Genomic DNA, 24,725 nt, shown 5'->3' with positions numbered 1-24,725 from the left:
ACCCCGGGAGTGGACACATGGGTGACGACTGGCGCCGATATCCGTACGCGCTGGTTCCCGGCGATCCGCAGTTGGACTTCCCCGCCGCTGAGGCCGAGCACCCCGACTGCCAGTCCGACACCTGGTTCCTGGCGGGGGAGTTGGTCGCGGACACCGGTCGCGGCTATGCGTTCCTGTCGATCGTCAACAAGAACCGGCCCGCCGAGTCGATCGTGGCCGACTTCTACACGTTGGCGTTGTTCGACCTGACCGACGGCCGGTACGCCACCTACACCGACTACGACATGCCGCCGGCCAACATGCGCCCCGGCGCAGAACCGAAACTCACACTGGCACAGGGACATCTGGAGCTGTCCTACGCCTGCCCGGCAGGCACCGCGACCTGGCAGACCAGCCGGGACGACCGGGGTGAGCTGGTGCCCTACACCTACGGCGTCGACTTCGTCGGGTGCGACCCGGCCACCGGTGACGCCATGCGCGTCGCCCTGCACGTCACCCCGACCCGGGGCCCGGTGCCGCTGGGGGCGGCCGCACACAACGGCAGGATCGAATGCTTCGGGCAGCCCGACACGTACTCGTACTTCCAGACCGGCATGACGATGACCGGCACGCTGACGTGGGGCGGGGTGACCGAACACGTCTCGGGCAGCGCGGGCCACGTCGACCGCCAGTGGTTCCCGCTGGTCGCCAACGCCGGTGGACCCGGCGGCGACGTCCGGTGGCGGGCACACGAGTGGCGCACGATCAACCTGGACAATGGGGTGGACCTGAGCATCTGGCATCAATTCGACCGCACGGATCACAATGCGCCGCAACCCTTCTCGGGTGTCACCGTCAGCCATCCCGACGCGCCGCCCGAGTACGCCGGCGACGTCGAGGTGACCGTCGACAGCTACGTCCGATGGCCGGAGACCGTCCGAACACTGGTCCGGCCGCCGCGGGCGGCCCGCTATCTGCCCGACCGGCACCACCTGAGCTCGCCCACGCTCGGCCTGGAACTGACCGGCGAGCCGGTGGTGCGTGCGCCCGCGCACGCCCTGCCGCTGGAGTACATGGAGGGCCCGTACCGATACCACGGCACCTGGCGCGGCCAGGAAATCAGCGGATTCGGCTTCTATGAACGGTCATTGGCGTTGTGGCGCGACTGGGAACTGGTCGACGTGCTCGGATCGGTCCTCGGCGCGGCGGCGATCGCGCCGCTGCGCGAATTGGTCGAGTCCGGGCAGACCACCCACGCCGTCGCGCACATCGACCGCGAACTGCGCCCGCTGGCGACCTCGGCCGCCGCACCGATCCTCGACGACCTCGTCGCCGCGCTAGCGTTACCGCAGTGAGAGAACTCCTGTCCGACGCCTGCGCGCGGGCCGCGCGGTACACCGACGCGCTCGCCACCCGTCCCGTCGCGCCCGCCCCGGCCGACATCGCCGCGCTGGCACGGTTCGACGAGCCGCTGCCCGAGCACCCCGAAGACCCCGCGGCGGTGCTGCACATGCTCGACGAGATCGGCTCACCGGCGACGGTCGCGACCACCGGCGGACGCTATTTCGGCTTCGTCACCGGCGGCACGCTGCCCGCCGCGCTGGCCGCGAATCTGCTTGCCGCCGTGTGGGACCAGAACGGCGCGTACCGCGTGATGTCGCCGGTGGCCGCGAAACTCGAAGAGGTCAGCGCGGCATGGCTGCGTGACCTGCTCGGCCTGCCGGGGCAGGCGGGCGCCGGCTTCACGACCGGCGCCACGATGGCGAACCTGACCGCACTCGCCGCGGCGCGGCACGCGCTGCTGCGCACCGCCGGTTGGGACGTCGAACAGGACGGGCTGTTCGGCGCCCCGCCGATCCGCGTGGTGGTCGGCGACGAAGTGCACGCCAGCGTGCTCAAGGCGCTGTCGCTGCTCGGGCTGGGGCGCGCCCGCGTCGAACGAGTGCCCACCGACGACCAGGGCCGGATGCGCGCCGACGCGCTGCCCGCGCTGTCCCCGTCGACCATCGTGTGCCTGCAGGCGGGCAACGTGAACACCGGGGCGTTCGACCCGGCCGCCGAGATCTGCGCCGCTGCGCACGACGCCGGAGCCTGGGTGCACGTCGACGGCGCGTTCGGCCTGTGGGCCGCGGCCAACCCGCGGCTGGCACACCTAGCCGCCGGTGCCGCCGACGCCGATTCGTGGGCCACCGATGCGCACAAGTGGCTCAACGTCCCGTACGACAGCGGAATTGCGTTCGTGCGCAACGCCGATGACCTGCGGGCCGCGATGACGGTGGGCGCGGCCTATCTGATCGCCGGCGCGGACCGCGAACCGTGCCACTTCACGCCGGACATGTCGCGGCGCGCCAGGGGCGTGGAGGTGTGGGCGGGGCTGCGCTCACTGGGCCGCGCCGGAGTGGCCGACCTCGTCGACCGGTGCTGCCGGCACACACGGCGGTTCGCCGACGGCTTGCGCAGCGCCGGCTACCAGGTGCTCAACGATGTCGTGCTCAACCAGGCGCTGGTGTCGTTCGGCGATGACGAGGCGACCCGCCGGGTGATCGAGCAGGTGCAGGCCGACGGCACGTGCTGGTTCGGCGGCACGGTCTGGCAGGGCCGCGCGGCGATGCGGGTCAGCGTCTCGTCCTGGGCCACCACCGACGACGACGTCGAGCGCAGCCTGGCCGCCGTGCTGCGGATCGCCGGGAGCGCCCGCTGATCCCGATGGTGCGGGCGCACCGCGTCGTCACCGCCGTCATCGGGGCGCCGCCCGAAAATGTGCGGGCGTTCTACACCGACCTGCGCAACATCGTGCGTATCCACCCGCTCGTCGTCGCGGTGCACGCCGGTCCGCGAATCCCGTCGGCCCACGGCTACCGCCAGGACTACCGGATCACGGACCGGATCCCGGTCGGCCCGGTCGTCGTGCGAACCCGCTACCGCGCGCGGATGACAGTGCCGGCCCACGGCGAGGTGACCGCCGAGGTACGGCAGTTCCCGGGGATCCGCATGCACACCGTCGTCACGTTCGCCGCCGCCGGGGACGACGGCACCCGGTTGACCGAGCACATGACGATCGAGGCACCGCGGCCGTTGGCGTCGTTCACCGCCCGCGAGGCGGTCAAGGCACACCGCGAGATGCTCGACGGCATCCGGGACCGGTTCGGCGGTTAGGCGCCCTGGTTTCCGGTTTCACCGTCGGCCGCCGCCGAGCTCGCGTCGAGCACGCTGACCGCGATGCCGTACGGCAGGAACCGCACCTTGCGGGCCGGGTCGGTGTTGTTCTTGTTGGCCCGCAGCGCGTCCAGCTCGGTCGGATACACCTGCTCGATGTGGGCGCCGCCGTCGGCGTCGACGGTGAAGATCGCCCACACACCGTCGCCGGTCTCACCGGTGGTCTCCGGCTCCCGGCGGGGCCGGGTGGAGCGGGTGAACTCGTCGACGAGGCTGGCCCACCCGGCGCGTTCGCCGGAGGTGTTGAGGAACTTGCCGAGGCCGTCGAGCGCGTCGCGCAACCCCTCACCGGCCTCGCGGACGACACGGTCGAAGTCCTCGGGATCGAACCCGAACGGCCCGTTGCTGCTCATGACGCTTCCTCCTCACCGCCCCGCACCGCAGCGCGGCAGTGACACCAGTGTGCCCGCGGGAGGGGCGGTAGTCGACTGAGGTGACCCCGGGGTGGTAGGCAACGGTATGGCCATCTCCCCGGCGGACGCGTTGAGCGCGGTCGAGCGGTCCCCGGCCGCGGTCGGCGCCCATGACCGCGACGCCTGGGTCGGCGCGTTCACCTTCGACGGCGTCGTCGAGGACCCGGTGGGGTCGCAGCCGCACAGGGGGAGTACCGCGCTGATCCGCTTCTACGACACGTTCATCGGGCCGCGCGACATCACCTTCCACCGCGACGTCGACATCGTCAGCGGAGCCACGGTGGTGCGCGATCTCGAGTTGGAGGTGGCGATGTCGGCTGGGGTGAGGATGCGCATTCCCGCCTATCTGCGTTACCACCTCGAAGACGATCTCGACGAGCCGAAAATCGCTGAGATGTCGGCGTATTGGGAGCTGCCCGCGATGGTCGGGCAGTTCCTGCGCGCGGGCGTGCGGTCGGTGCCCGCCGGGGTGCAGCTGTCCCGGGGGCTGCTGACGAACCAGGGTCTGGTCGGCACGCTGGGATTCCTTGGCGGATTCCGCGGGACCGGGCCGGCGGGCAAGCGGCGGTTCGGCGAGTTCCTCGGCGCCGCCACGTCGGGCGACGAGGTGGGGCTGCGGCGTCGGCTCGGCGCCACCCGGATCACCGTCGGCGACCACACCCCGATGAGCGTCCCCGAACTGTTGTCGCGACTGACCGGCGGCCGGGCCCGCAAGGTGATCGCATCCGGGTACAGCCTCGCGGCCGGCATCGACCGCGCCGACGGGCGTGCCGTGCTGATCGCCGACGTCGCGGCGAAACCGTTCGCGATCAGCCGGATTCGCTACTACTCCGCCGCCGGGGACTGACCTGGTCGTTTCGCGATCGGCCGGTACGGGCAACCGGCGGGTATGCCATCTCCGCGCAAGATCGCCGCGGCGGGTGTGGTCGGGGCGGCGGTGCTCGCGGCGTGCCTGATCCTGCCTGCGCTCGGCAGGCTGGCCACCGTCGACGGCACCGCGCCGGCCGCCGCGATCCTCGGTGTCCCGCTCGCCGCCGTGCTGGCCGGCACCGGGATGCGGCACTACGGACCGGGCCGCGCGGTGGCGGTCGCGCTCGCCGTCACCGCCGTCGCCCTGGCCGCCACCGGAGCACTGTCCCTCGTCGTCGCGGTGTCGGCGCTCAACGGTTCCAGCACCACGCTCGCGGCCGGCGTGTTCCTGCTGGGAACGCCGGTCACGTTGGTCCTCGCGCTCGGCTTTCTGGCGCTGCAGCTGGTGCCCGCACGCACCGACGACCGTTTGGCCATTCCGGCGACGGGTAACCGGATCGCATGACACCGCGCCCTGACGACGACAACAGCGAACAGGACGTCGACGAGGACGACAACGTGGCGTCGTCGCGCGCCGGCAAAGAAGGCGACGACGACGGAACCTACGTCGGTCGCACGTTCTCCGATGATTCGATCGACGCCGGCGAGACGGGCGCCGAGGCGCGCAGCAACGACGGTCGCTGACGGAAGCAGGTGCCGCGGGGGGTGACGTCTCGATTCGGTCGCGTCTCGTGCTGGTGCCGTGCGGCTCGTGAGACGGTATGAGCACCATGCGCATCGACGACGAGATCACCTACGAGGAATTCGGCCGTAAATTCTTCGAGACCGCCGTGACCGTCGACCGGGTCGGCAGCGCGATCGCCGACATCGCCGGCGACGAGTTCGAGATGGGACCGATCGCGCAGGGCCCCGGCAAGATCGCCAAGGTCACGGCCAAGGTGCGTATCCAGGAACCGCGGCTGACCCGGGAGGTCGGTCCGCTGATCACGTTCGCGATCCGCATCCCGCTGGAGATCGACATGGTCGTCGACCTGCGCATCGACAAGCCGAAGTTCATGGTGTTCGGCGAGATCGCGTTGCGCGCGACCGCGCGGGCCGCCGAACCGCTGCTACTGATTCTCGACGTCGACAAGCCGCGGGCCTCGGATATCTCGATCCACGTCACGTCTCAATCGCTGCGGGGTGAGGTGGTGCGCATCCTCGGCGGCATCGACGCCGAGATCCGCCGGTTCATCGCCGCGCACGTCGCCGGGGAGATCGACAGCCCGGCGTCGCAGAAGGCGAAGGTCATCGACGTGGGGGCGACCATCGACACCGCCTGGACGGGCGTCTGACCGGCCGGCAGCGTACGATTCGCGGGTGTTTCGCAAACCCCTCACGGCGCTCGCGCTGACCTCTGGACTTCTCGCCGCGGCGGCCGCCGTCGCCGGCCCTGCGCACGCCGACCCCGTCGATGACGCGTTCCTGAACGCGGTCAGTGAGGCGGGCGTGATGATGGGCGATCCCGGCAGCGCCGTGGCGATCGGGGAGCAGGTCTGCCCGATGCTCGCCGAACCCGGCCAGAACGCCGCCAACGTCGCCGCCAAGGTCGCCGACATGGGCGGCATGTCGCTGGGCCCGGCGACGATGTTCACCGGTATCGCGATCTCGATGTTCTGCCCGACGGTGGTGTCATCGATCGGAAACGGCGTCTCGCCGATCCCGCTGCCGTTCCTCGGCATCTAACGCGGTCAACTGCGGGCGTTTGGGCCCGCGTCCGTCTCCGCTGGACCGGCCCTGCAGATGCCGCCAGACCCACGGCATCAGCAGGTTCTTGGTCCACAGCACCTGCGAGTACGCCTGCGACCGCAGCGACGGCGGTCCCTGCCGCGGTCCCGTGGCCGCCCAGTCATGGTTGCCGCCCGGCAGGCCGAGCGCTTCGACCGCGGCGGCGGTGAACAGCATGTGCCCCTTCGGGGAGCCGTGCACGCGGTCGTCGCTCCAGGTGTCCAGCTCGGTCATCGACGGTGCGTTGTAGAGGTCGACGAGCCGGAACCCGTGCCGCTCGGCGGCCGTGCGGATCTCATGGTTGATCTGCTGGACCCGCCCGGCTATCAGCCGTCCGATCGGCAGGATCCGCGTCAGGTCGGGAAAAGTCGTGGTCGCCACGACGGCGCCGGAACCGGCCAGCCGGGCGTGCAACTCGTCGAGATCGGCCAGGGCGCGGTCGAACTTGCGGCCCGGCCGGGTGACGTCGTTCATCCCGACGCACACCGTGATCAGATCGGGTTGCATGGCCAGCGCCTGCGGCACCTGCTCGTCGAGCACGTCGCGGATCCGGCGGCCGCGCACCGCGAGGTTCGCATAACGAAGGCCGGGGCGCTGCTGGTCGATGACGGCGGCGAGCCGGTCGGCGAAACCGAGCAGGCCCACGGAATCGTCGCCGTCCCATAGTCCTTCGGTCTGGCTGTCGCCGATCGCGACATAGCGGGAGTACACGTTGCGCACTCTAGTGAGGAAGCGCCGCCGTCACCTGTTCGACGCCGGCGGTGGCCGCGAGCTCGCGGTGGTGCGCGCTCACCTCGGCGCCGGCCGCACACAGCAGCACGACGAGATCGGTCACGGCGCCCGCGCGGTAGCCGTTGAACTCCGCCGCGACCGCCCACCACGCCAACAACGCGTCCAGGCCGCGGCCGGGGTCGGCGCCGGCGTCGAGCATCGCGGCCGCCGTCGCGGGCAGCAACCGGCGGGCGGCGACCTCGATCGGCTGGGTGCCGCCGGGCAGTTGCGCGTGCACCGACGCACCCGCGCGCACCAGGGTCCGCACCATCTCCGGGTTGACGTTGTCGTTGTCCCCGAACACGTGCATCGGGGTGGCGCCCGCCGAGTCGACGAGCGACGGGTCCACGCCGTTGGCCAGCGCGTGGTTGAGCGCGACGGTGCGGCCCGCCCGCACGATCTCGTGCAGGATCGTCGTGTAGTGCTCGCCACGCGGGGACAACTCGATGCGGCGGCCCGCGTCGGCGCCGGCGTCGATCAGCGCGACCGCGATACCCGAGGCCAGCGAGCGCACGGCGTACCACAGCGGCGAGGCGCCGCACGGGTCGACCGGATCGGGGTCGGCGCCCATCGCGAGCAGTTCGATCACCGCGGAGTCGCCGCGGTGCGCCCGGGCGAACAGGTCGAGGACGTCGGCCGACAGCGCGCGCGTCCAGGCCGGCGGCGTCACCCCGAGCAGCTCGAGCGCCCGCAGCACGGCGTCGCGCTTGACGCCCAGGTCATACCACGGCCAGGGTCCTTCGCCCTTGGCGACGAAGTCGTCGACCGGCAGCCGGGATTCGGTGACCACGGAGCGTCCGCCGTCGTCGTAGTCGATGCGGAACACCACGTCGGCGTCGTCGCGGCAGATCGCCACCGACGCCGGCCCGTCCTGATAGTGGGCGAGTTCGACCACGCGAGAATTGTGCACAGCGGCGCGCGGAGGCTGCGACGCGGGTGACGTCACAGCAGCCGGGGCAGCCGGAGCGGGCGGCCGATGACGCTGAGCTGGCCGAGGATGTCCTCGAGGTGGGTCAGCGGCAGCTCCATCCGCCACTGCGGCACCGACGCCGACAGCCGCACCACCCCGGGCGCGAACGTGATGGCCGTGAACTGCAGGCCGTGCGGCAGTTCGGGCAGCCGCACCGGGTAGGCGGGCAGTCCGCCGGGCAGCGTCCAGCGGGTGCGGCGCAGCGTCAGGCCGCGCGGGTGCAGCCACAGCGTCGAGCCGTCCAGCCGTGCGTCGACCTCGACGTGGCCGGCGCCGGGCCGGCGCGCCAGCCGCAACCGCGCGACGCCGTCGGGACCGATCTCGCCGGACAGCCGCGGCGCGGCGGATTCGAACAGCCCGTCGAGCACCGGCGCGGGGACTTCGAGGGTGAGCTCGACCGGCGCGGCCACCAGCACCGGCGGCACCGACGGCCGGATGTGCACATTGTGCAGCACCGCTGTCGCATGATCGAATTCGGCGTTCTGCCAACGGATGTCGCGCGCAGCGAGCCGGACGTCGTTGAGTTGACCGACGGACAGTCCGCGCGCGTCGAGCCGCGAGTCGAACTGCGTGACGGTCAGGACGAGGTCACCGGTGTCGAGGCCGACGGTCAGCCGCCGCCCGATCACGAGCCGGCGCAGCGTGAAGAACAGCGTCCGGTACGCCGCCGCCGCACCGCTGCTGATCGGCGCGACCGCCGCCGCCGACCACAGCGCGGAGAGCATTTCGACGGGCCGCAACGGGTCGAATCGGCGCAGGGACAGCGGGCGCGTCATGGCTTCAGCATTCCCGTTCGCGACCGGTTCCGTACATTGGGGCCAATGACCTCCGTGGTAATCGTCGGCAGCGGCTTCACCGGGTTCGAGTGTGCGCGGGCGTTGTCCCGCAAGTTCCGCAAGGCGGGCGCCGACGTCGACATCTCGATCATCTCACCCGTCGACTACATGCTCTACACGCCGCTGCTGCCCGACGTCGCCGGCGGCCTGGTGGACGCGCGCTTCGTGGCGATCCCGCTGGCGAACGCGCTGCGCGGGGTGCGGGCGATCCGCGGTCGGGTCGACGACGTCGACTTCGAGGGACGCACCGTCACCGTCACCGATCCCGAGGAACGTTCCCGGGCGGTGCCGTGGGACCGGCTGGTGCTGACACCCGGTTCGGTGACCCGGTTGTTCGATGTGCCGGGCCTCGCCGAGCACGCCCGCGGCCTCAAGTCGACCGCCGAGGCGCTGTACCTGCGCGACCATGTGCTCGAACAACTGCAGCTGGCCAACGTCGACGACGACGCCGGCCGTGCCGCGGCCCGGCGCACCATCGTCGTCGTCGGCGCGTCGTACTCGGGTACCGAACTGGCAGTGCAGCTTCGGGCGCTCGCCGACGCCGCGGCCAAGCACATGGGCTTCGCCGCCGACCAGGTCACCTTCGTGCTGCTGGACCTCGCCGAGCAGGTGATGCCCGAGGTGGGGGAGAAGCTCGGCGCCGCCGCGCAGCGGGTGCTCAAATCGCGCGGCATCGACGTGCGGCTCGGCGTGACCCTCAAGGAGGTCCACCCCGAACACGTTGTGCTCAGCGATGATTCGTTGCTGCGGACGCACACCGTGGCATGGGTCACCGGGGTCACCGGTGCGCCGCTGATCGAGAAGCTGGGCCTGGAGACCGAACGGGGACGGCTGAAGGTCACCACGGAGCTGCAGGTACCGGGCCATCCGGACGTGTTCGCCGCCGGGGACGCCGCGGCGGTGCCCGACGTGACGCAGCCCGGCAAGATTACGCCGCCAACCGCCCAGCACGCCACCCGGCAGGGAAAAGTGTTGGCGCACAACGTCGCCGCGAGCCTGGGCTACGGGACGACCAAACGGTACAAGCACCGCAACATGGGCCTGGTCGTCGACCTCGGGCCACGCTACGCGGTGGCCAATCCGCTGAACATCCAACTGTCGGGGTTTCCGGCGAAGGTGGTGACGCGTGGTTACCACGTGATGGCCATCCCGCGCGGGGTCAACCGGTGGGCGGTGACGCTGGCGTACCTGACCGATCTCTTCTGGGACCGCTCCGTCGTGTCGTTCGGGCTGTCCTCGCGCGAGGACGCGCAGTTCTCCGCCAGCGAGGGCATCCCGATGCCGAAAGCGGACTGATTCAAACCCCCGATTGCGGGGAACTGTTTCGGCATGGCTACATATCGCGTGCTGAACCCCAAGGGCGAGGTTGTCGACACGAAGGACATCGAGAGTGCCGACGACGCCCATGCGTGGTTCGTCGACCAGAAGGCGGAACCGGAACTCGGCTGGCGCATGGAGGTCAAGACCGACGACGGGGACTGGGACTTCTTCGACAGCAGCGAGGGCGACCGCAAGTACTGACGCGTTCTGCACGCTCGCGATAGAACGGTGGGCATGCCGAAGTTGAGTGCCGGGTTGCTGCTGTACCGGATCGTCGACGACGAATTGCAGGTGCTGATCGGTCACCCGGGTGGTCCGTTCTGGGCGCGCAAGGACGACGGCGCGTGGTCGATCCCGAAAGGCGAGTACGCCGAGGGTGAGGACCCGTGGACGGTGGCGTGCCGGGAGTTCGAGGAGGAACTGGGCAAGCCGCCGCCCACCGGCCCGCGGGTCGACTTCGCACCCGTCCGGCAACCCAGCGGCAAGATCATCACCGCGTTCGCCGTGCGGGGCGATCTCGACCTCGAGGGCACGTTCTCCAACACCTTCAGCCTGGAATGGCCGAAGGGGTCGGGCAAGGTCAGGGAGTTTCCGGAAATCGACCGGGTGGCTTGGTTTCCCGTGGCCGAGGCTCGGTCGAAGCTGCTGAAAGGTCAGCGCCCCCTGCTCGACCGCCTGCTGACGGTGGTCGAAGACGACGCAGCGGACGGGTCTCGATCGCGTTGATGGTCAGCGCGCGGCCGTGGATCCGCCATCCGGCGCGGGTGCGCAGATACTCGTCGTCATAGCGCACGTGCCACACCAGGTCGGTGGGATTGCCGTCGCTGACCGTCCAGTGGTGGGCGATGCAGGTGATGCGGCCCAGCGCGTAGTCGGGTTCGTCGGCCGCGGCGTACACCTCACCGACGATCGCGTGCTCGGTGCGGGTCACGGCGGCCAGCGCCGCCATGGCCGTCCGCACGCCGTCGCGGCCGTGGTGGCGGCGCACCGGTTCCAGGGTTCGCGGCGGGTCGGGCAACCGCAGTTCGGCGGTCTCGGTGAACAGTTCGGCGACGTCGTCGAAGCGGCGGTCGTCGACTGCCGACGCGTACAGGTGCACGAGGTCGGCGACGGCCAACCGGTCGGCGATGCGCAGCGTCATCGCCTCAGCCCCAGCCGGTCCGCGCACGCCGACAGCATGTCGCGGGCCTCGCCGATGGCGGCGACCGGTGGCATCGCCAGGATCAGCCGGTCCGCCCCGAGCGCGGCGAGTTTCCCGGCCCGCTCGGCGTCGATCTTGGGCACCAGATGGCCCAGCGACAGCTCCAGCGCGTCGGGGTCGCGTCCGGCGCGCTCGGCCTCGTCGCGCATCAGGGTGACCAGCGCGGTGAGGTCGGCGCCGCCGACGCCGAGCGGCTGGAAGCCGTCGCCGAACCGGCCCGCCCGGATCGCCGCCGCGCGGCTGTGCCCGCCGATGTGCACGGGAATCCGCCCGGCCGGCTTGGGGTAGCACATCGCGTGCGCGAAATCGAAGAACTCGCCGTGGAATTCGGCGCCGTCGGGTTGGTCCTCCCAAAGCAGCCGCAGCACCGCGAGCTGTTCGTCGGCGCGGCGCCCGCGGCTGGCGAAGTCCGCTCCGCACGCCTCGATCTCCTCTTTGAGCCAGCCCATCCCCACGCACAGCCGCAGCCGGCCGCCCGAGAGCGCGTCGACGGTGGCGACCCGCTTGGCCAGCGCCACCGGATGATGATTGGGCAGCACCAGCACACCGGTGGCCAGTCCCAGCGTGCGGGTGTGCGCGGTCAGAAACGCCAGCAGGTCAAGTGGATCGGGCACCGGGCAGTCGGCGGGCAGCTCGACCCGCCCGGACGGGTCGTACGGGTACACGCTGGTGTACTGCGACATCAGCACGGTGTGTTCGACCACGACGATCGACTCGAACCCGCATGCCTCCAGATGCGCGGCGAACGCGGCCATGTAGCCGGGGTCGGCGGTGACCCCGGAGGCGACGGGTGCGACGACGGCGAACTTCACGGCAGCGGCGGCAGTCCGTTGCTTTCCCGGATGGTGCGCCGGCATTCGCGGCGGGTCTCGCCGGTCTGCTGCATACACACCCGCACCGGGGACTCCTCGGCGAACGGCAACGGCTCCTCGGTCGGTTCGGGGGTCAGGGTCGGGCTGGGGATGTCGCCGTCGGTCAGCGACCAGATCGACGCTCCGGTGGTCTGCAGCGTCGAGCAGTACGCGGTGGCGCCGTCGGCGGTCGTCGCGGTGCTGCCGACCGGCGAGCAGTCGGCGCCGATGACGGCGGCGGCGGGTGCCGCGGTCGTCGTGGGGGCGGCCGTAGTTGTTGGTGGGGTGGTCGTTGGTGGGGTAGTCGTCGGCGGGGGCGTTGTCGTGGTGGTCGTGGCGGCCGCCGTGGTGGTCGCGGTGGTCGGGGCCGTGGCGGCCGGGCGTTCCTCGTCGGCGCGGCGGAACTCGAACAGCGCCACCGCCACCGCGACGATCAACAGGACCGCGAGCACCGCCGGCACGAGCACGCTCGTGCGCATCAGCGAGCGTTTCGACACGACCGGCGCCAGTGTCGTGCGGTCGTCGCCGGCCGAACCGTCGAGGTGGTGGCTCAGCGCCCGGGCGAAATCCGCGCACCGCTCGAACCGGCCCTTCGGGATCTTGGCGAGCGCCTTGGCCAGCACCGGGTCCAGGTTCGCGAGGTCGGGCCGGTGCGCACCGAGGGCCGGCGGCGCGGCCGACAGGTGCCGGCTGATGACCACCGCGGGGTTGGAGTCACGAAACGGCGGCGAACCGGTCAGCAGGTGAAACGCGGTGGCCGCCAACGCATATTGGTCGGCGCGGCCGTCGAGGGCCTGACCCATGAGTTGCTCGGGCGCGGCGTAGGACACGGTGCCCACCGTCATGTTGGTCTCGGTCAGCCCGCTGATCTGGTCGGCCCAGCGTGCGATACCGAAGTCCGCCAACAAGATTCGTCGATCCGCCGAGTCAGGGCCGGCGAGCAGGATGTTGGCGGGCTTGACGTCGCGGTGCAGCAGGCCGCGCTGATGGGCGTAATCGAGGGCGTCGGCGACGGCGGCGACGATCGCGGCGACCTCACGCGGGGGCAGCCCGTCGGGATGGTCCTGCAGCAGCCGCGCCGCGTCGGTGCCCTCGACGTAGTCCATCGAGATCCAGATCTGGCCGTCGGCCTCGCCGCGGTCGTGCACGCCGACGATGTGCGGGTGCCACAGGGTGGCCGCGATGTCGGCCTCGCGGTGGAACCGCTGGCGGTACTCGGCGTCGGCCGACACCGAGGCGGGGAGCACCTTGAGCGCGTCGCGGCGGGGCAGCCGGGGATGCTGAGCCAGGTAGACCTCGCCCATCCCGCCCGAGCCGAGCAACCGGACGATGGTGTAACCGGCGAACGTCGCACCATCGGCCAACGGCATGGGCGAATACTACGAGACGGGTTACAGGTCGAGCGTGAGATCGGTGCCCTCGGCGCCGCGCGACACGCAGATCAGCATCTGTCCCGCGGCTCGCTCCGGATCGGTCAGCAGTGCGTCGCGGTGGTCGACTTCCCCGGCCAGCACCCGGGCGCGGCACGTTCCGCAGAACCCCTGTCGGCACGAGTACCGCGCGGGCACCCCGGACCTGGTCAGCGCGGCCAGCAGCGTCTCGTCGGCGCCGACCTCGACGGTGGCGCCGGTGGACGCGACCGTGGCGGTGAACGCGGTCCCGTCGACCACCGGCGGGGCGGCGAACCGTTCGAAGTGCAGTTCCACGCCCGCACGCCCGACCAGCCGGGCCCGCACCGCGGTCAGCAGCGCCGCGGGTCCGCACGCGTAGACGGCGGTGCCGTCGGGGCAGTCGCCGAGCAGGTCGTCGGCGGACGGCAGGCCGGCGACGTCGTCGGTGCGGATCTCGACGTGGCCACCGAGGGCGCCCAGTTCGTCGAGGAACGGCAGGCTGTCGCGGCTGCGGCCGGTGTAGACCATCGACCAGTCGACGCCGAGCCGCTGCGCCAGCCCGAGCATCGGCAGGATCGGGGTGATGCCGATCCCGCCCGCGATGAACCGCAGCCGGCGGGTCGGTGAGCCGTATCCCGGCACGGTGAGCGGAAACGCGTTGCGGGGCCCGTGGGTGGCCACCGTCGCACCCACGTCCAGCACGTCGTGCACCTCGACCGAGCCGCCGCCGCCATCGGGGATGCGCCGCACCGCAATTCGGTACGAGTCACGGTCCTGCGGGTCTCCGCACAGCGAGTACTGCCGTAGCCGACCGCTGGGCAACTCGATGTCGAGATGCGAACCGGGATGCCAGCGCGGCAGCGGCCGGTGGTCGGCGGCGGCCAACCGCAGCGCCACCACGTTCTCGTCGTGGGCGACCACCGAGCGCTCGACCACTGTCAGCATCAGCGTCGAGTCGTGCGCGTCGGGCAGTCGCACCCGCCGGGCGCGGCCGGACACGGTCTCCATGCCCGAGATCACCGCTCCGGCCACGCCGATCAGCATGTCGCGGCGGCGCCGGCGAAACGGGTTGGGTGGCAGCGCCCGATAGCGTTCGCGCAGGCTCATCACAGATGCGCGGCGCGGGCGGCGGGGGAGGCGGCCAGGTAGGCGACGGCCTGGGCGGTCGAGCCCATGTCCTCCGGGGAGTATCCGGGCCGGAAATAGGACAGCGTGTTGGTGCCGAACAGGGTGCGGAACCGCGGCAGCAGCCCGAGAGCCGAGTCGCGTCGGCGCATCCGCTGCATCTCGAGCCAACCGATGTCGGTCGCGGGGTCGGACTTCATCAGGTACCAGGTACCGCGCTGGAAGAACACGAACATCGCCGTCGCCGCCACCGCCATGGCCCGGATGCGATCGGGGTAGCTGTCGTGGAAGTAGACCGCGACGTCGTGGGCCACGCAGCGGTGCTCGACCTCCTCGCTGCCGTGCCAGCGGAACAGGTCGACCATCGTCGGGTGTGCGCCGTGGTCGTCCCAGCTGGAGTTCAGCGCGAAGTCGCCGAGCACGGCGGTGTAGTGCTCGAGCGCCGCGATCAGCCACAGCCGCTCGCACAGATTGCTCAGTCGCCGGTCGGGATCGTCGAAAGGCTTGGCCGCCAACACCTTTCCGAACATGTAGTCGACCAGGTCGAGCATCGGCGCCACATCGAGGCCGTTGCCGATCAGGAAGTCGCGGATGACCTCGTCGTGGGCGGCGGCGTGGGTGGCTTCCTGCCCGCTGAACCCGCGGATGTCGTCGGCCAGCTTGGGGTCTCGCACCAGCGGCAGCGCCTCGTCGAGCGCGGCGACGAACCAGTGTTCGGCCGCGGGCAGCACCACGTTGAACAGGTTGATCATCGTAGAGGCGACGGGATGGCCGGGGATCCATTCCAGCGGGATGCCGGACAGGTCGAAATGCACCTTGCGCGCCTGGATCTGCACCGGGCCCGGGTCGATCTCCTCGCTGAACCGGCGTGGTCGAAGCGTCATCGCGGCTTCACCTCCGATGGTTGTGGCCTGCAGTTTAATCGGTTACCCGGGAACGCAGGTTTCAGGTAGTTGCGTGGCGTCAATAGGACTGCCATGCCGGGGATCTTCGACTGGGCCAAACAACAGGTGACCGCCCGCGTCCCGAAGGCCGACCTCGACCAGCGCGATGCCGACTACATCCGCGAGCAACTGCCGGGGCTGTGGCTGCTGGCGTCGCTGTACTTCCGCGCCGACGTGCGCGGTCTGGACCGCATCCCGGCCGACGGCCCGGTGTTGTTGGTGGGCAACCACAGTGGCGGCAACCTGCCGCCCGACACATTCGTGTTCACGTTGGCGTTTTGTTCGTACTTCGGGGTCGAGCGGCCGTTCTACCAGTTGGCGCACAACCTGGTCGTGTCCATGCCCGGGCTGGGGTCGCTACGCAAGTTCGGCACGGTGGCGGCCAACCACGACAACGCCACGCTGGCGCTGAGCGAGGGCGCGGCGTTGCTGGTGTATCCCGGCGGCGACTACGAGGTGTTCCGGCCGTCGTGGGAGCGCCACAAGGTGGACTTCGGCGGCCGCAAGGGGTACGTGAAACTCGCCCGCGATGCGGGCGTGCCGATCGTGCCGGTCGCGAGCGTCGGCGGCCAGGAGGCGGCGCTGTTCCTCGACCGCGGGCAGTGGCTGGCCCGGCTGCTGCGGGTCGACCAGGCCGCCCGCCTGAAGAGCGTGCCGATCCTGTTCGCCCCGCCGTGGGGACTGACGGTCAGCGACATGCTCCCGCGGCTACCGCTGCCGACGAAGATCGCGATCGAGGTACAGGACCCGATCAGCGCCGAGGACATCGCCGCCAGCGACGACGACGTGATCAACGACAAGGTGCTGGCCAGCCTGCAGAGCGGCGTGGACGCGCTGGCCGCGCGCCGGCGGTTCCCGGTGATCGGCTGAGGTGACGCCATGAGAGTGCAGCGCCAGTGCGTGATCGACGCGGACCGCGAGCAGGTGTGGAAGGTGGTCAGCGACCCCGGCAGCTATCCGCAGTTCATGGCCAGCCTGGAGCGCTGGGAGACCTTGACCGAAGGAGACGCGGGGCTGGGGTCCCGCTACACCGTGCACTGGAAGGTGGGTTCGGTGCCGATCGGCGGCACGGTCGAGGTGGTGGAGTTCGACGTACCGCGCGAGGTGTCGTGGATCGGCATCACCGGGGTGTCGCAGCGCGGCCGGTTCCGGTTGCGCAGTACCGACGACGGCCGCACGAAGGTGACGTTCCGGCTCGCCTACGAGTCGGCCGGCAACCTGCTGGGGCTGATCGCCGACCGGGTCGCGGCGCGCCAGGTCGGTCGCACGATGAGCGCGACGCTGAAGAACCTCCGCCAGATGGTGGAGAGCTGACTCAGGCCGGCGGGGGCGGGGCTCCCGCGCCCGGCGCGCCCTGAATCGGGACCACCGGCGTCGGCGTCACGGTCGTGATGCCGTTGCCACCGACGGTCGGGCCGCCGCCCGAACCCATCTCCGCGAGCATGTCGGCCGCCTTCTGGCTGCAGTCGAGCATCAGCAGCATCCGGCCGCCACCGGTGATCTTCTGCTGGTCGACCAGGCACTGCGCCTGGGGGAGCACGCTGCCGAACGAACCGCCGAAGTAGGCCTTCACGCCCTGGGACTTCAGCAGCTGCAGCGCCTTCTGGTAGGGCTCGCCGACCACGTTGTAGTTGTTCGCCGCGGGCTGCGACATCGCAATCCCGGCGCCGACCAGCGCCGCGGAACCGACCGCGACCAGCCCGCCGCTGAGCACTACAAGCTTCTTCACGTGATCTCTCCTCGGTCGGTGCGGTGCGAACATATCGCAGACGTGACGAATGTGAAACCGGAGGAGAGTGCGCCGGCGTTACAGCGGGCTCGAGGGGGAGGGCTGCACCGCGGCCCGCATGATCTCCCCGAGCCGGGCCGCCGCGGCGTCGCCGAACAGGTCTTCGAGCAGCACCTTCCTGCCGCCGGGTCCGGTCAGGGGCACCCGCCAGTTCGGGTACTCGTCGCTGGTGCCGGGCTGGTTCTGGGTGCGTAGGTCACCGACCGCGTCGGCCAGCGACATCGCCAGCAGCCGCGACGGGGTGCGGCCGAGATAGCGGTGCAGCGCCTCGACGACCGCGGCGGTACCGGGATCCGGGTCGTCGTCGAGCAGCCCGACGCGGCGCAGCTCTTCGAGCCAGGCCGCCTGCTGTTCGCGGTCGGCGGCGAGTTCCTCGGCCGCGGGCCGGGTCAACAATCCGAGTTCGTCGCGTAGCCGGACGTGTTCGCCTGCCAGGTAGCCGGCCGTCGGCGGCAGATCGTGGGTGGTGACCGCGGACAGGCAGTACTCGCGCCACCGTTCGGCGGGCAGGGGTCCGCCGCCCCCGTCGCGGTCGGCCTCGAACCACAGGATCGACGTCCCGAACAGGCCGCGCTCGTGCAGATAGTCGCGCACCCACGGCTCGACCGTGCCGAGGTCTTCGCCGACGACGACAGCGCCGGCGCGGTGCGCCTCCAGCGCGACGATGCCGATCATCGCGTCGTGGTCATAGCGGACGTAGGTGCCCTCGGTGGGTGGCGCGGCCTCCGGGATCCACCACAGCCGAAACAGACCGATGATGTGGTCGATACGGACCCCGCCCGCGTGCCGCAGCACCGCGCGGACCAGCGCCCGGAACGGCTCGTAGGCCCGGCGTTCGAGTTCGTCGGGCCGCCACGGCGGCTGGGACCAGTCCTGTCCGAGCTGGTTGAACTCGTCGGGCGGCGCGCCGGCGGTCACGCCGAGCGCGAGCACGTCCTGCAGCGCCCACGCGTCGGCGCCGCCCGGGTCGACACCGACCGCGAGATCGTGCATGACGCCCAGGCCCATCCCGGCCTGCTCGGCGGTGGCCTGTGTCGCGGTCAGCTGGTCGTCGAGCTGCCACTGCAGCCACCGGTGGAAGTCGACGGTGTCGGCGTGCTTGCCGGCGAACGCGGCGACCGCCGGCCCCGCGGGGTGCCGCAGATCTTCGGGCCACGTCCGCCAGTCGCCGCCGTGGCGTTCGGCGACCGCGCACCAGGTCGCGAAGTCGTCGAGGTCGGCGCCCTCGCGCTCCCGGTACGCGGCGTAGGCGAGCTCGCGGCCCGCTGACCGCGGCACCGCGTGCACCTCCTTCAACGCGGCGCGCTTGGCCTTCCAGGCCGCGTCGCGGTCGATCCGGTCGGACTTGTCGGCGCGCGCCTGCACGTCCTCGCGCGCCTTGCGCAGCCGGCCACGCCTGCGCAAGTGGGCATACTCCGGGATGGCCTCCACCCGCAGATAGATGGGATTGACGAAGCGCCGCGAGGTTGGCAGATACGGCGACGGTTCCATCGGCGCCGTCGGCGCCGCCGCGTGCAGCGGGTTTACCAGGACGAAGTCGGCGCCGTGCCGGGCCGCCGACCACACCGCGAGATCGGTCAGGTCGGTCAGGTCGCCGATGCCCCACGACCACCGCGACCGCACGCTGTAGAGCTGGGTGGCCAGCCCCCACTGCCTGCCGGCCGGCGGCTGCAGCGAGGCGGGCGAGACGATGACCGGTGCGCTGACCTCGGCGTCGGCGAGCTGCAGATGCAGCCGGTGGTACCCGATCGGCAGATCGACGGGCAGCTCGAATGTCGCCTCGCCGACCAGCCGGCCGTCGAGATCGTAAGGGCCGCTGTTGTTTTCGAGTTGACGAAGGCCGCTGCGCACGGTGCCGTCCTCGAGCCGCAGCCACGGGTGCGCCGGATCTCCGTGCGTGACATGAACCCAGAACCGCGAGGCGGTGCCCGCGCGGCCGATCACCGTCGGCGGCAGCGGCCGCGCCCAGTACTCGCGGTCGTGCGCCGCCAGCGCGGCGCGGCACTCCGCGTCGGTGCCTGCGGGCACCCCCAACGCCGCGAGCACCGCGACCAGGGTCGACGCGGCGACCGGCGTCACCGTTCCCGTCCAGTCCTCGTATTCCGTTGCGACACCGTAGCGGTGCGCCAACTCGACCAGTGCGGCCGCCGGATTCGTCATGGCGCCAATCTTGCCCGGCGGGCGCAGTCGCGTCTCGTCACGCACTCGCAGATACCCGTTGCACGGAAAGCCAATCCCGGCGGATCGGTAGGGTCGGTGCGTATGGGCGCCGACCGGACTCAGACCGAGCCGGACCGGGCGCAGACCCGGCGGGCACGCGTCGCGGTGGCGGCGCTGTTCCTCACCAACGGCGCGGTGTTCGCCAACATCCTGCCGCGGTATCCGGAGATCAAGTCCGATCTGGGGTTGTCCAACTCGGCCTACGGCGCCGCCGTGGCGGCGTTCTCCGTCGGCGCGCTGGCCGCGGGGCTGACCGCGGCCGCGCTGATCCGGCGGTACCGCTCGTCGCGGGTCGCGGTCGTCGGCACCATCGGCATCGGGGTGTTCGTCCTCGTCGCCGGGGTGGCCACCTCACCGGCGATGCTGGCGGGCGCGCTGTTCGTGGCCGGCGCCTGCGATTCGGTCACCGACGTCGCGCAGAACGCGCACGGGCTGCGGGTCCAGCGCATCTACCGGCGCTCGATCATCAACTCGCTGCACGCGGTGTGGGCGGCCGGGGCCATCCTCGGCGGTCTGATGGGCGGCGCCGCGATCGCGCTCGGCATCTCGCGCGCGGTGCACCTCGGCGTCGCGGGCGCCCTGTGCAGCGCGGTGGTGCTGGTCGCCTACCGCCACCTGCTGCCCGGCGCCGACGACGACGGGCATCCGGCCGCGCAGGAGTCCGGGCGGGGCCGCGCCGGTGTGGCGGTGTACGCGACGCTGCTGGCCCTGGTGGTGCTGGCGGTGGCCGGCGCCACCGTCGAGGACGCCGGAAACACCTGGGCGATCCTGTATCTGCGCGACAGCCTGGACGCCCCCGCGGCCCTCGCGGTCTCGGGTTACATCGCCGTCGTCGGGTCCATCTTCGTGGGCCGGCTGGTGGGCGACCGGCTGGTCGACCGGTTCGGCGAACGCGCGGTGGTGCGGGCGGGCGGAGCGGTGACCGCGCTGGGCATGGGGCTGGCGCTGGCGTTCCCGTCGGTGCCGGGCACCATCGCCGGGTTCGCGCTGGCCGGGCTCGGGGTGGCGGTGGTGATCCCGTCGGCGATGCACGCCGCCGACCAGTTACCCGGGCTGCGGCCCGGCAGCGGGCTGACCATCCTGACCTGGCTCATGCGGATCGGCTTCTTCGGCGCGCCCCTGCTGGTCGGGGTGATCGCCGACGCGGCGGGCCTGCGGGCGGGGCTGCTGGCGGTCCCGGCGGTCGGGGTGGTGATCGTGGTGCTGGCCGGTGCGCTCAGTGCGCGACACCGGCGAGTTCGATCGTGAGCACACCGCCCACGATCAGCGCGATGCCCAGCGCCATCACCCAGGTCAGCGGCTCGGCGAACAGGAAGCGGGCGATCACCGCGACCAGCGCCACCCCGCACGCCGTCCACACCCCGTAGGCGATGCCGACCGGCATGCCCAGCCCGAGCGTCAGCCACAGCAGGTAGAAGGAGGCGACGTAACCTGCGACCACCGGTGCGATCCACACCTTGCGCCGGAAGCCGTCGGAGGCCCGCAGCGCCAGCGTCGCCACCACCTCGATGACGATCGCGGCGGCCAGCGTCCCGTACATCACCGGCGCGGCACCGCGTGATGGGATCCGAGTTCGATCAGCAGCACCCCGCCGATGATCAACGCGATGCCGACGACGACGGGTGTGGTGAACGGATCACCGAACAGGACCGCGGCGAGCACGGCGGTGCAGGCGGTGCCCATCGCTCCCCAGATGCCGTAGGCCACGCCGACCGCCATGCCGGTACGCAGCACCATGGTCAGCAACACGAACGCGCCGAGGTAGCCGCCGACGACGACGATCAGCCACGCCCGATGGTCCTGCGATGCGCGCAACGACAGTGTCGCCGCGACCTCCACGCTGATAGCCGCGCCCAGCAGCGCCCACTTGTGCACTCCACCACGCTAATGGCTTGCCGCGGTGAGCCGGGACTGTCGGTGCCCGCGCGTAGCCTGGATTTGCTGTTCTCATCGACCCGAGGAGTTTTCATGACCGATTCCCAGCGCGCGCTCATCGCTGTCCTGCTCGACAGGTCGGGGTCGATGGAGTCGATCAAGTCCGACACCGAGGGCGGGTTCGACGCGTTCATCGGCGACCAGCGCGGCGGCGACCTCGATGTCCGGGTGACGTTGGCGCAGTTCGACACCGAGTACGAGGTGGTCTATGCGAACCGGCCGGTTGCCGACGTTCCGCCGCTGCAGCTGCAACCGCGCGGGGCGACGGCCCTCTACGACGCCGTCGGCAAGCTGATCACCGACGTCGGTGCCGAGCTGGCCGCGCTGCCCGAAGAGCAGCGGCCCGGCCGGGTCACCGTGGTGGTGCTGACCGACGGGCACGAGAACTCCAGCAAGGAGTGGACGCACGACGCGGTGAGCAAGGCGATCGGGCGTCAGGAAAGCGAATACTCCTGGGATTTCGTCTTTCTCGGCGCGAACATGGACGCGGTCGCCATCGGTCAGCAGCTCGGCTTCTCCGCCGACCGGTCGATCACCTACGCCGCCGACGGCGACGGTGTCGGGGCCGCGTGGGCGTCCACCTCGGCCTTCGTGTCGCGTCGCAACGCCGCCCCGGTCGCCGCGGAGGTCGCCGGGTTCAGTGACGACGACCGTCGGGCGGCCGCGGGAGGCGGCCGGTGACGGCCGACGCCCGGCGCACCACCGGCGACGGCCTGGTCGTCGACACCAACTACGGCCCCGTCCGTGGCATCGACGACGGAATTGTCAAGTCCTGGAAGGGTATCCGGTACGCCGCCCCGCCCGCCGGGGCGCTGCGCTGGCGGCCGCCCGAGCCGCCGCGGCGCTGGACGGAACCGGCCGATGCCACGCGCGTCGGCCCGGTCTGCCCGCAGCCGACGGACCCGCGGATACCACTGGATCTCGGTGCCCCGCAGGGCGACGACTGCCTGACCCTCAATGTCTGGGCGTCCTCGGACACCGAACCCGGCGCGGGCCGCCCGGTGCTGGTGTGGGTGCACGGCGGCGCCTATGTGCTGGGCTCGTCGGCGCAGCCGCTGTATCACGGTCGCGCGCTGGCCTCCGGTGGAGAGGCGATCATCGTCACCGTCAACTACCGGCTCGGCGCCCTCGGGTTTCTGGACCTCTCGGCGTTCGGCGACGAGTTCGCCACCAACCTCGGGCTGCGCGATGTGCTGTGCGCATTGCAATGGGTCCGGGAGAACATCGCCGGGTTCGGGGGAGACCCGGACCGGGTGACGCTGTTCGGCGAGTCCGCCGGGGGCGGGATCATCACCGCGCTGCTGGCCAGCCCGGCCGCCGCCGGGTTGTTCGGCGCGGCGATCGCGCAGAGCTCGCCGGCCACCTCGATCTACGACCGCGAACGGGCGCGGCGGGTCGCCGAACTGTTCCTCGACGAGCTGCAGGTGCGTCCGGACGACGCCTCGACCCTGACCGAGGTGCCGACGCCGGCGCTGATGATGGCGTCGAAGCGGGTGTTCGACCATGTCCCGGTCCGCACGCCCGGCACGCTGGCGTTCGCGCCGATCATCGACGGCGACATCGTGCCCGGGCACCCGGTCGAACTCGCCCGGTCCGGGCGCACGCACCCGGTGCCGCTGATCATCGGGACCAACAAGCACGAGGCCGCGCTGTTCCGGTGGATGAAGTCCCCGCTGATGCCGATCACCCCGACCGCGATCCGCGCGATGTTCGCCGAGATCGCCGCCGAGCAGCCGGACCTGCAACTGCCCGACGAGCAGCAGATCCGGTCGACGTACCGGGGGCGCGGCAAGACCCTCGGCCTGGGGGTGGCCAGCGACATCGGCTTCCGCATGCCGTCGGTGTGGTTCGCCGAGGGGCACCGTGACGTGGCGCCGGTGTATCTCTACCGGTTCGACTTCGCCACCCCCATGCTGCGGCTGCTGCGGCTCGGCGCGGCCCACGCCACCGAACTGCCCTATGTCTGGGGCAATCTGGTCGCCGGGCCGAAGGACCCGACGTTCAAGCTGGGCGGGCTCAAGGCGGGAAGGACGGTCTCGGCGCGGATGCGCACCCGCTGGTTGAGCTTCGCCGCCGACCACACCCCGGCCGGGCTGCCCGGCGACCCGGTGTGGCGGCCGTACCGCGCCGCGGACCGCGCGACGCTGGTGATCGACGCCGCCGACCGGGTGGTCGACGACATCGACCGGCCCCTGCGGACGGCCTGGGGCGATCAGGTGCTCAGCTTCCGGTGAGTCGTATGCTTTGCCCGGAGGTGTCGATGTGGACGTGAGTGCCGCTTTTGCGCACGTATTGCCGCCGCTGATGCACGACCCGGTGACGTTCGCGGTGCCCTTCTTTCTGCTGCTGCTGATCATCGAGTGGGCAGCGGCGCGCCGACTGGCGCACGAGGAAGCCGAGCGGGCGCCCGCCGGGGCGTATCAGCGGGCCGACGCGTGGGCCAGCATCTGGATGGGCGTGGTCTCGATCGGCACCAGCGGGGTGATGAACTTCATCGCGCTGTTGGGTTATGCGGCGCTCTACGTCTATGTGGCGCCGTGGCAGTTGCCGTCCACCGCCTGGTACACGTGGGTGATCGCGATCGCCGGGGTGGACCTCTGCTATTACGCGTACCACCGGATCGCGCACCGTGTCCGGCTCATCTGGGCCACCCATCAGGCGCACCACTCCAGCCAGTACTTCAACTTCGCGACCGCGCTGCGCCAGAAGTGGAACATCAGCGGTGACGTGTTCCTGCGGGCGCTGCTGCCGCTGTTCGGGGTGCCGCCGTGGATCGTGTTCGCCAGCTTCTCGATCAACCTGATCTACCAGTTCTGGATCCACACCGAGCGCATCGGGAAGCTATGGGCGCCATTCGAATTCGTGTTCAACACGCCGTCGCATCACCGGGTGCACCACGGGATGGACCAGCAGTATCTGGACAAGAACTACGGCGGCATCTTCATCCTGTTCGATCGGATGTTCGGCACGTTCGCCGCCGAGACCACCCGCCCGCACTACGGGCTGACCAAACAGGTCGACACCTACAACATCTGGACGCTGCAGACCCACGAGTACGTGGCCATCGCGCGCGACGTGCGGGCAGCGCGGCGGTGGCGCGACCGGCTGGGTTACGTCTTCGGCCCGCCGGGCTGGGCACCGGCGCTGCGTGAGCCGGCACGCGAAGCGACCACCGTCGGCTCCTAGC

The 24,725-nt window shown here is 71.0% G+C and carries 29 protein-coding genes and 1 pseudogene; 17 read left to right on the top strand and 13 right to left on the bottom strand.

Annotated features, from left to right (window positions below; genetic code table 11):
- The first annotated feature begins 17 nt into the window (after nucleotides 1–17).
- From BLW81_RS20605 to BLW81_RS20595, 3 genes are read left to right on the top strand one after another with little or no spacing between them, the layout of a single operon-like run.
- Complete coding sequence (locus BLW81_RS20605) at nucleotides 18–1,334, top strand: lipocalin-like domain-containing protein (RefSeq protein WP_083408777.1); 1,317 nt, start codon at nucleotides 18–20, stop codon at nucleotides 1,332–1,334.
- Complete coding sequence (locus tag BLW81_RS20600) at nucleotides 1,331–2,680, top strand: pyridoxal phosphate-dependent decarboxylase family protein (RefSeq protein ID WP_083408776.1); 1,350 nt, start codon at nucleotides 1,331–1,333, stop codon at nucleotides 2,678–2,680. The genes BLW81_RS20605 and BLW81_RS20600 overlap by 4 nt, the downstream gene beginning before the upstream one ends.
- 5 nt (nucleotides 2,681–2,685) lie before the next feature.
- Nucleotides 2,686–3,135, top strand: coding sequence for an SRPBCC family protein (locus tag BLW81_RS20595; protein WP_173839655.1), 450 nt, complete (start codon nucleotides 2,686–2,688; stop codon nucleotides 3,133–3,135).
- Here the strand turns inward: BLW81_RS20595 and BLW81_RS20590 are convergent.
- A complete protein-coding gene (locus tag BLW81_RS20590; RefSeq protein WP_083408775.1) occupies nucleotides 3,132–3,548 on the bottom strand; it encodes an Rv0313 family protein in 417 nt (138 codons plus the stop codon). The genes BLW81_RS20595 and BLW81_RS20590 overlap by 4 nt on opposite strands.
- Before the next feature lie 106 nt (nucleotides 3,549–3,654).
- Between BLW81_RS20590 and BLW81_RS20585 the strand changes: the two genes are divergently transcribed.
- The 5 genes from BLW81_RS20585 to BLW81_RS20565 all read left to right on the top strand — a co-directional run bounded on the left by BLW81_RS20585 (nucleotide 3,655) and on the right by BLW81_RS20565 (nucleotide 6,143).
- Nucleotides 3,655–4,455 (top strand): nuclear transport factor 2 family protein, encoded by an 801-nt coding sequence (locus BLW81_RS20585; RefSeq protein ID WP_083408774.1) that lies wholly within the window; start codon nucleotides 3,655–3,657, stop codon nucleotides 4,453–4,455.
- Nucleotides 4,456–4,497: 42 nt separating this feature from the next.
- The gene (locus BLW81_RS20580; protein WP_083408773.1) at nucleotides 4,498–4,923 is read left to right on the top strand and encodes a hypothetical protein; all 426 of its coding nucleotides are present in this window, start codon (nucleotides 4,498–4,500) and stop codon (nucleotides 4,921–4,923) included.
- Entirely contained in the window at nucleotides 4,920–5,102 is a 183-nt protein-coding gene (locus BLW81_RS20575) for a hypothetical protein (protein ID WP_083408772.1), read from the top strand. The genes BLW81_RS20580 and BLW81_RS20575 overlap by 4 nt, the downstream gene beginning before the upstream one ends.
- A gap of 77 nt (nucleotides 5,103–5,179) precedes the next feature.
- The gene (locus tag BLW81_RS20570; protein WP_407662276.1) at nucleotides 5,180–5,752 is read left to right on the top strand and encodes a hypothetical protein; all 573 of its coding nucleotides are present in this window, start codon (nucleotides 5,180–5,182) and stop codon (nucleotides 5,750–5,752) included.
- Nucleotides 5,753–5,777: 25 nt separating this feature from the next.
- The gene (locus tag BLW81_RS20565) at nucleotides 5,778–6,143 is read left to right on the top strand and encodes a DUF732 domain-containing protein (RefSeq protein WP_083408771.1); all 366 of its coding nucleotides are present in this window, start codon (nucleotides 5,778–5,780) and stop codon (nucleotides 6,141–6,143) included.
- Here BLW81_RS20565 and BLW81_RS20560 read toward each other — a convergent pair.
- From BLW81_RS20560 to BLW81_RS20550, 3 genes are read right to left on the bottom strand one after another with little or no spacing between them, the layout of a single operon-like run.
- Nucleotides 6,090–6,896: an SGNH/GDSL hydrolase family protein gene (locus tag BLW81_RS20560; RefSeq protein WP_083410702.1), complete on the bottom strand. Its 807-nt coding sequence runs from the start codon at nucleotides 6,894–6,896 to the stop codon at nucleotides 6,090–6,092. The two genes, BLW81_RS20565 and BLW81_RS20560, sit on opposite strands and share 54 nt — an antisense overlap.
- A gap of 10 nt (nucleotides 6,897–6,906) precedes the next feature.
- Entirely contained in the window at nucleotides 6,907–7,851 is a 945-nt protein-coding gene (locus tag BLW81_RS20555) for an ankyrin repeat domain-containing protein (protein WP_083408770.1), read from the bottom strand.
- A gap of 47 nt (nucleotides 7,852–7,898) precedes the next feature.
- Entirely contained in the window at nucleotides 7,899–8,702 is an 804-nt protein-coding gene (locus tag BLW81_RS20550) for a hypothetical protein (RefSeq protein ID WP_083408769.1), read from the bottom strand.
- A gap of 45 nt (nucleotides 8,703–8,747) precedes the next feature.
- On the opposite strand from BLW81_RS20550, the gene BLW81_RS20545 reads away from it, so the two are divergent.
- The 3 genes from BLW81_RS20545 to BLW81_RS20535 are packed head-to-tail and all read left to right on the top strand — an operon-like array spanning nucleotide 8,748 to nucleotide 10,808.
- Nucleotides 8,748–10,058 (top strand): NAD(P)/FAD-dependent oxidoreductase, encoded by a 1,311-nt coding sequence (locus BLW81_RS20545; RefSeq protein WP_083408768.1) that lies wholly within the window; start codon nucleotides 8,748–8,750, stop codon nucleotides 10,056–10,058.
- Between the two features lie 33 nt (nucleotides 10,059–10,091).
- The gene (locus BLW81_RS20540; RefSeq protein WP_059165795.1) at nucleotides 10,092–10,283 is read left to right on the top strand and encodes a hypothetical protein; all 192 of its coding nucleotides are present in this window, start codon (nucleotides 10,092–10,094) and stop codon (nucleotides 10,281–10,283) included.
- Between the two features lie 33 nt (nucleotides 10,284–10,316).
- On the top strand, nucleotides 10,317–10,808 hold the full coding sequence (locus tag BLW81_RS20535) for an NUDIX hydrolase (RefSeq protein ID WP_083410701.1): 492 nt from the start codon (nucleotides 10,317–10,319) through the stop codon (nucleotides 10,806–10,808).
- A 22-nt stretch (nucleotides 10,809–10,830) separates the two neighbouring features.
- Here the strand turns inward: BLW81_RS20535 and BLW81_RS30005 are convergent.
- From BLW81_RS30005 to BLW81_RS20510, 5 genes and pseudogenes are all read right to left on the bottom strand, one after another.
- A pseudogene (locus tag BLW81_RS30005) lies at nucleotides 10,831–11,223 on the bottom strand (nuclear transport factor 2 family protein); the annotation flags it as partial.
- A complete protein-coding gene (locus tag BLW81_RS20525; RefSeq protein WP_083408767.1) occupies nucleotides 11,220–12,095 on the bottom strand; it encodes an LLM class F420-dependent oxidoreductase in 876 nt (291 codons plus the stop codon). The gene BLW81_RS20525 and the pseudogene BLW81_RS30005, both read right to left, overlap by 4 nt.
- On the bottom strand, nucleotides 12,092–13,504 hold the full coding sequence (locus BLW81_RS20520) for a serine/threonine-protein kinase (protein WP_083408766.1): 1,413 nt from the start codon (nucleotides 13,502–13,504) through the stop codon (nucleotides 12,092–12,094). Before BLW81_RS20520 ends, BLW81_RS20525 begins: the two co-directional genes overlap by 4 nt.
- 21 nt (nucleotides 13,505–13,525) lie before the next feature.
- Nucleotides 13,526–14,632, bottom strand: a complete 1,107-nt coding sequence (locus BLW81_RS20515; protein WP_083408765.1) for a PDR/VanB family oxidoreductase — start codon at nucleotides 14,630–14,632, stop codon at nucleotides 13,526–13,528.
- Nucleotides 14,632–15,534, bottom strand: a complete 903-nt coding sequence (locus tag BLW81_RS20510) for a metal-dependent hydrolase (protein WP_083408764.1) — start codon at nucleotides 15,532–15,534, stop codon at nucleotides 14,632–14,634. Before BLW81_RS20510 ends, BLW81_RS20515 begins: the two co-directional genes overlap by 1 nt.
- A 93-nt stretch (nucleotides 15,535–15,627) precedes the next feature.
- On the opposite strand from BLW81_RS20510, the gene BLW81_RS20505 reads away from it, so the two are divergent.
- Both BLW81_RS20505 and BLW81_RS20500 read left to right on the top strand, forming a co-directional pair.
- Nucleotides 15,628–16,464, top strand: a complete 837-nt coding sequence (locus BLW81_RS20505) for a lysophospholipid acyltransferase family protein (RefSeq protein WP_083408763.1) — start codon at nucleotides 15,628–15,630, stop codon at nucleotides 16,462–16,464.
- Nucleotides 16,465–16,473: 9 nt separating this feature from the next.
- Complete coding sequence (locus tag BLW81_RS20500) at nucleotides 16,474–16,908, top strand: SRPBCC family protein (protein ID WP_083408762.1); 435 nt, start codon at nucleotides 16,474–16,476, stop codon at nucleotides 16,906–16,908.
- Nucleotide 16,909: 1 nt separating this feature from the next.
- On the opposite strand, the gene BLW81_RS20495 is transcribed toward BLW81_RS20500, so the two are convergent.
- Both BLW81_RS20495 and malQ read right to left on the bottom strand, forming a co-directional pair.
- Complete coding sequence (locus tag BLW81_RS20495; protein ID WP_083408761.1) at nucleotides 16,910–17,323, bottom strand: hypothetical protein; 414 nt, start codon at nucleotides 17,321–17,323, stop codon at nucleotides 16,910–16,912.
- A 78-nt stretch (nucleotides 17,324–17,401) separates the two neighbouring features.
- On the bottom strand, nucleotides 17,402–19,543 hold the full coding sequence (malQ, locus tag BLW81_RS20490) for a 4-alpha-glucanotransferase (protein WP_083410700.1): 2,142 nt from the start codon (nucleotides 19,541–19,543) through the stop codon (nucleotides 17,402–17,404).
- 102 nt (nucleotides 19,544–19,645) lie between these two features.
- Here malQ and BLW81_RS20485 point away from each other — a divergent pair, with 102 nt between their 5' ends.
- On the top strand, nucleotides 19,646–20,851 hold the full coding sequence (locus BLW81_RS20485; RefSeq protein ID WP_083408760.1) for an MFS transporter: 1,206 nt from the start codon (nucleotides 19,646–19,648) through the stop codon (nucleotides 20,849–20,851).
- Here BLW81_RS20485 and BLW81_RS20480 read toward each other — a convergent pair.
- Both BLW81_RS20480 and BLW81_RS20475 read right to left on the bottom strand, forming a co-directional pair.
- On the bottom strand, nucleotides 20,820–21,143 hold the full coding sequence (locus tag BLW81_RS20480) for a DMT family transporter (RefSeq protein WP_083408759.1): 324 nt from the start codon (nucleotides 21,141–21,143) through the stop codon (nucleotides 20,820–20,822). The two genes, BLW81_RS20485 and BLW81_RS20480, sit on opposite strands and share 32 nt — an antisense overlap.
- The gene (locus BLW81_RS20475; protein WP_083408758.1) at nucleotides 21,143–21,478 is read right to left on the bottom strand and encodes a DMT family transporter; all 336 of its coding nucleotides are present in this window, start codon (nucleotides 21,476–21,478) and stop codon (nucleotides 21,143–21,145) included. The genes BLW81_RS20480 and BLW81_RS20475 overlap by 1 nt, the downstream gene beginning before the upstream one ends.
- Nucleotides 21,479–21,571: 93 nt before the next feature.
- Between BLW81_RS20475 and BLW81_RS20470 the strand changes: the two genes are divergently transcribed.
- From BLW81_RS20470 to BLW81_RS20460, 3 genes are all read left to right on the top strand, one after another.
- The gene (locus BLW81_RS20470; protein ID WP_173839654.1) at nucleotides 21,572–22,219 is read left to right on the top strand and encodes a vWA domain-containing protein; all 648 of its coding nucleotides are present in this window, start codon (nucleotides 21,572–21,574) and stop codon (nucleotides 22,217–22,219) included.
- Nucleotides 22,216–23,772 carry a carboxylesterase/lipase family protein gene (locus BLW81_RS20465; protein WP_083408757.1) on the top strand — a complete coding sequence of 519 codons (1,557 nt, stop codon included), beginning with the start codon at nucleotides 22,216–22,218 and terminating at the stop codon, nucleotides 23,770–23,772. Before BLW81_RS20470 ends, BLW81_RS20465 begins: the two co-directional genes overlap by 4 nt.
- 70 nt (nucleotides 23,773–23,842) lie before the next feature.
- Complete coding sequence (locus BLW81_RS20460; RefSeq protein ID WP_083410698.1) at nucleotides 23,843–24,724, top strand: sterol desaturase family protein; 882 nt, start codon at nucleotides 23,843–23,845, stop codon at nucleotides 24,722–24,724.
- The last annotated feature ends 1 nt before the right edge of the window (nucleotide 24,725 follow it).

The sequence above is a fragment of the Mycolicibacterium rutilum genome (assembly GCF_900108565.1).
In the GTDB taxonomy this organism is placed as follows: Bacteria; Actinomycetota; Actinomycetes; order Mycobacteriales; family Mycobacteriaceae; genus Mycobacterium; species Mycobacterium rutilum.
This window is presented reverse-complemented; position numbering and strand designations above follow the sequence as displayed.

What these genes read in the sequence shown, in the direction of transcription:
- BLW81_RS20580 (WP_083408773.1), top strand. Translation starts at nt 4,498, where the DNA reads ATGCCATCTCCGCGCAAGATCGCCGCGGCGGGTGTGGTCGGGGCGGCG.
- BLW81_RS20575 (WP_083408772.1), top strand. Translation starts at nt 4,920, where the DNA reads ATGACACCGCGCCCTGACGACGACAACAGCGAACAGGACGTCGACGAG.
- BLW81_RS20480 (WP_083408759.1), bottom strand. Translation starts at nt 21,143, where the DNA reads ATGTACGGGACGCTGGCCGCCGCGATCGTCATCGAGGTGGTGGCGACG.
- BLW81_RS20585 (WP_083408774.1), top strand. Translation starts at nt 3,655, where the DNA reads ATGGCCATCTCCCCGGCGGACGCGTTGAGCGCGGTCGAGCGGTCCCCG.
- BLW81_RS20470 (WP_173839654.1), top strand. Translation starts at nt 21,572, where the DNA reads ATGACCGATTCCCAGCGCGCGCTCATCGCTGTCCTGCTCGACAGGTCG.
- BLW81_RS20500 (WP_083408762.1), top strand. Translation starts at nt 16,474, where the DNA reads ATGAGAGTGCAGCGCCAGTGCGTGATCGACGCGGACCGCGAGCAGGTG.
- BLW81_RS20550 (WP_083408769.1), bottom strand. Translation starts at nt 8,702, where the DNA reads ATGACGCGCCCGCTGTCCCTGCGCCGATTCGACCCGTTGCGGCCCGTC.
- BLW81_RS20540 (WP_059165795.1), top strand. Translation starts at nt 10,092, where the DNA reads ATGGCTACATATCGCGTGCTGAACCCCAAGGGCGAGGTTGTCGACACG.
- BLW81_RS20510 (WP_083408764.1), bottom strand. Translation starts at nt 15,534, where the DNA reads ATGACGCTTCGACCACGCCGGTTCAGCGAGGAGATCGACCCGGGCCCG.
- BLW81_RS20570 (WP_407662276.1), top strand. Translation starts at nt 5,180, where the DNA reads ATGAGCACCATGCGCATCGACGACGAGATCACCTACGAGGAATTCGGC.
- BLW81_RS20595 (WP_173839655.1), top strand. Translation starts at nt 2,686, where the DNA reads ATGGTGCGGGCGCACCGCGTCGTCACCGCCGTCATCGGGGCGCCGCCC.
- BLW81_RS20485 (WP_083408760.1), top strand. Translation starts at nt 19,646, where the DNA reads ATGGGCGCCGACCGGACTCAGACCGAGCCGGACCGGGCGCAGACCCGG.
- BLW81_RS20505 (WP_083408763.1), top strand. Translation starts at nt 15,628, where the DNA reads ATGCCGGGGATCTTCGACTGGGCCAAACAACAGGTGACCGCCCGCGTC.
- BLW81_RS20545 (WP_083408768.1), top strand. Translation starts at nt 8,748, where the DNA reads ATGACCTCCGTGGTAATCGTCGGCAGCGGCTTCACCGGGTTCGAGTGT.
- BLW81_RS20515 (WP_083408765.1), bottom strand. Translation starts at nt 14,632, where the DNA reads ATGAGCCTGCGCGAACGCTATCGGGCGCTGCCACCCAACCCGTTTCGC.
- BLW81_RS20605 (WP_083408777.1), top strand. Translation starts at nt 18, where the DNA reads ATGGGTGACGACTGGCGCCGATATCCGTACGCGCTGGTTCCCGGCGAT.
- BLW81_RS20520 (WP_083408766.1), bottom strand. Translation starts at nt 13,504, where the DNA reads ATGCCGTTGGCCGATGGTGCGACGTTCGCCGGTTACACCATCGTCCGG.
- malQ (WP_083410700.1), bottom strand. Translation starts at nt 19,543, where the DNA reads ATGACGAATCCGGCGGCCGCACTGGTCGAGTTGGCGCACCGCTACGGT.
- BLW81_RS20535 (WP_083410701.1), top strand. Translation starts at nt 10,317, where the DNA reads ATGCCGAAGTTGAGTGCCGGGTTGCTGCTGTACCGGATCGTCGACGAC.
- BLW81_RS20590 (WP_083408775.1), bottom strand. Translation starts at nt 3,548, where the DNA reads ATGAGCAGCAACGGGCCGTTCGGGTTCGATCCCGAGGACTTCGACCGT.
- BLW81_RS20460 (WP_083410698.1), top strand. Translation starts at nt 23,843, where the DNA reads ATGCACGACCCGGTGACGTTCGCGGTGCCCTTCTTTCTGCTGCTGCTG.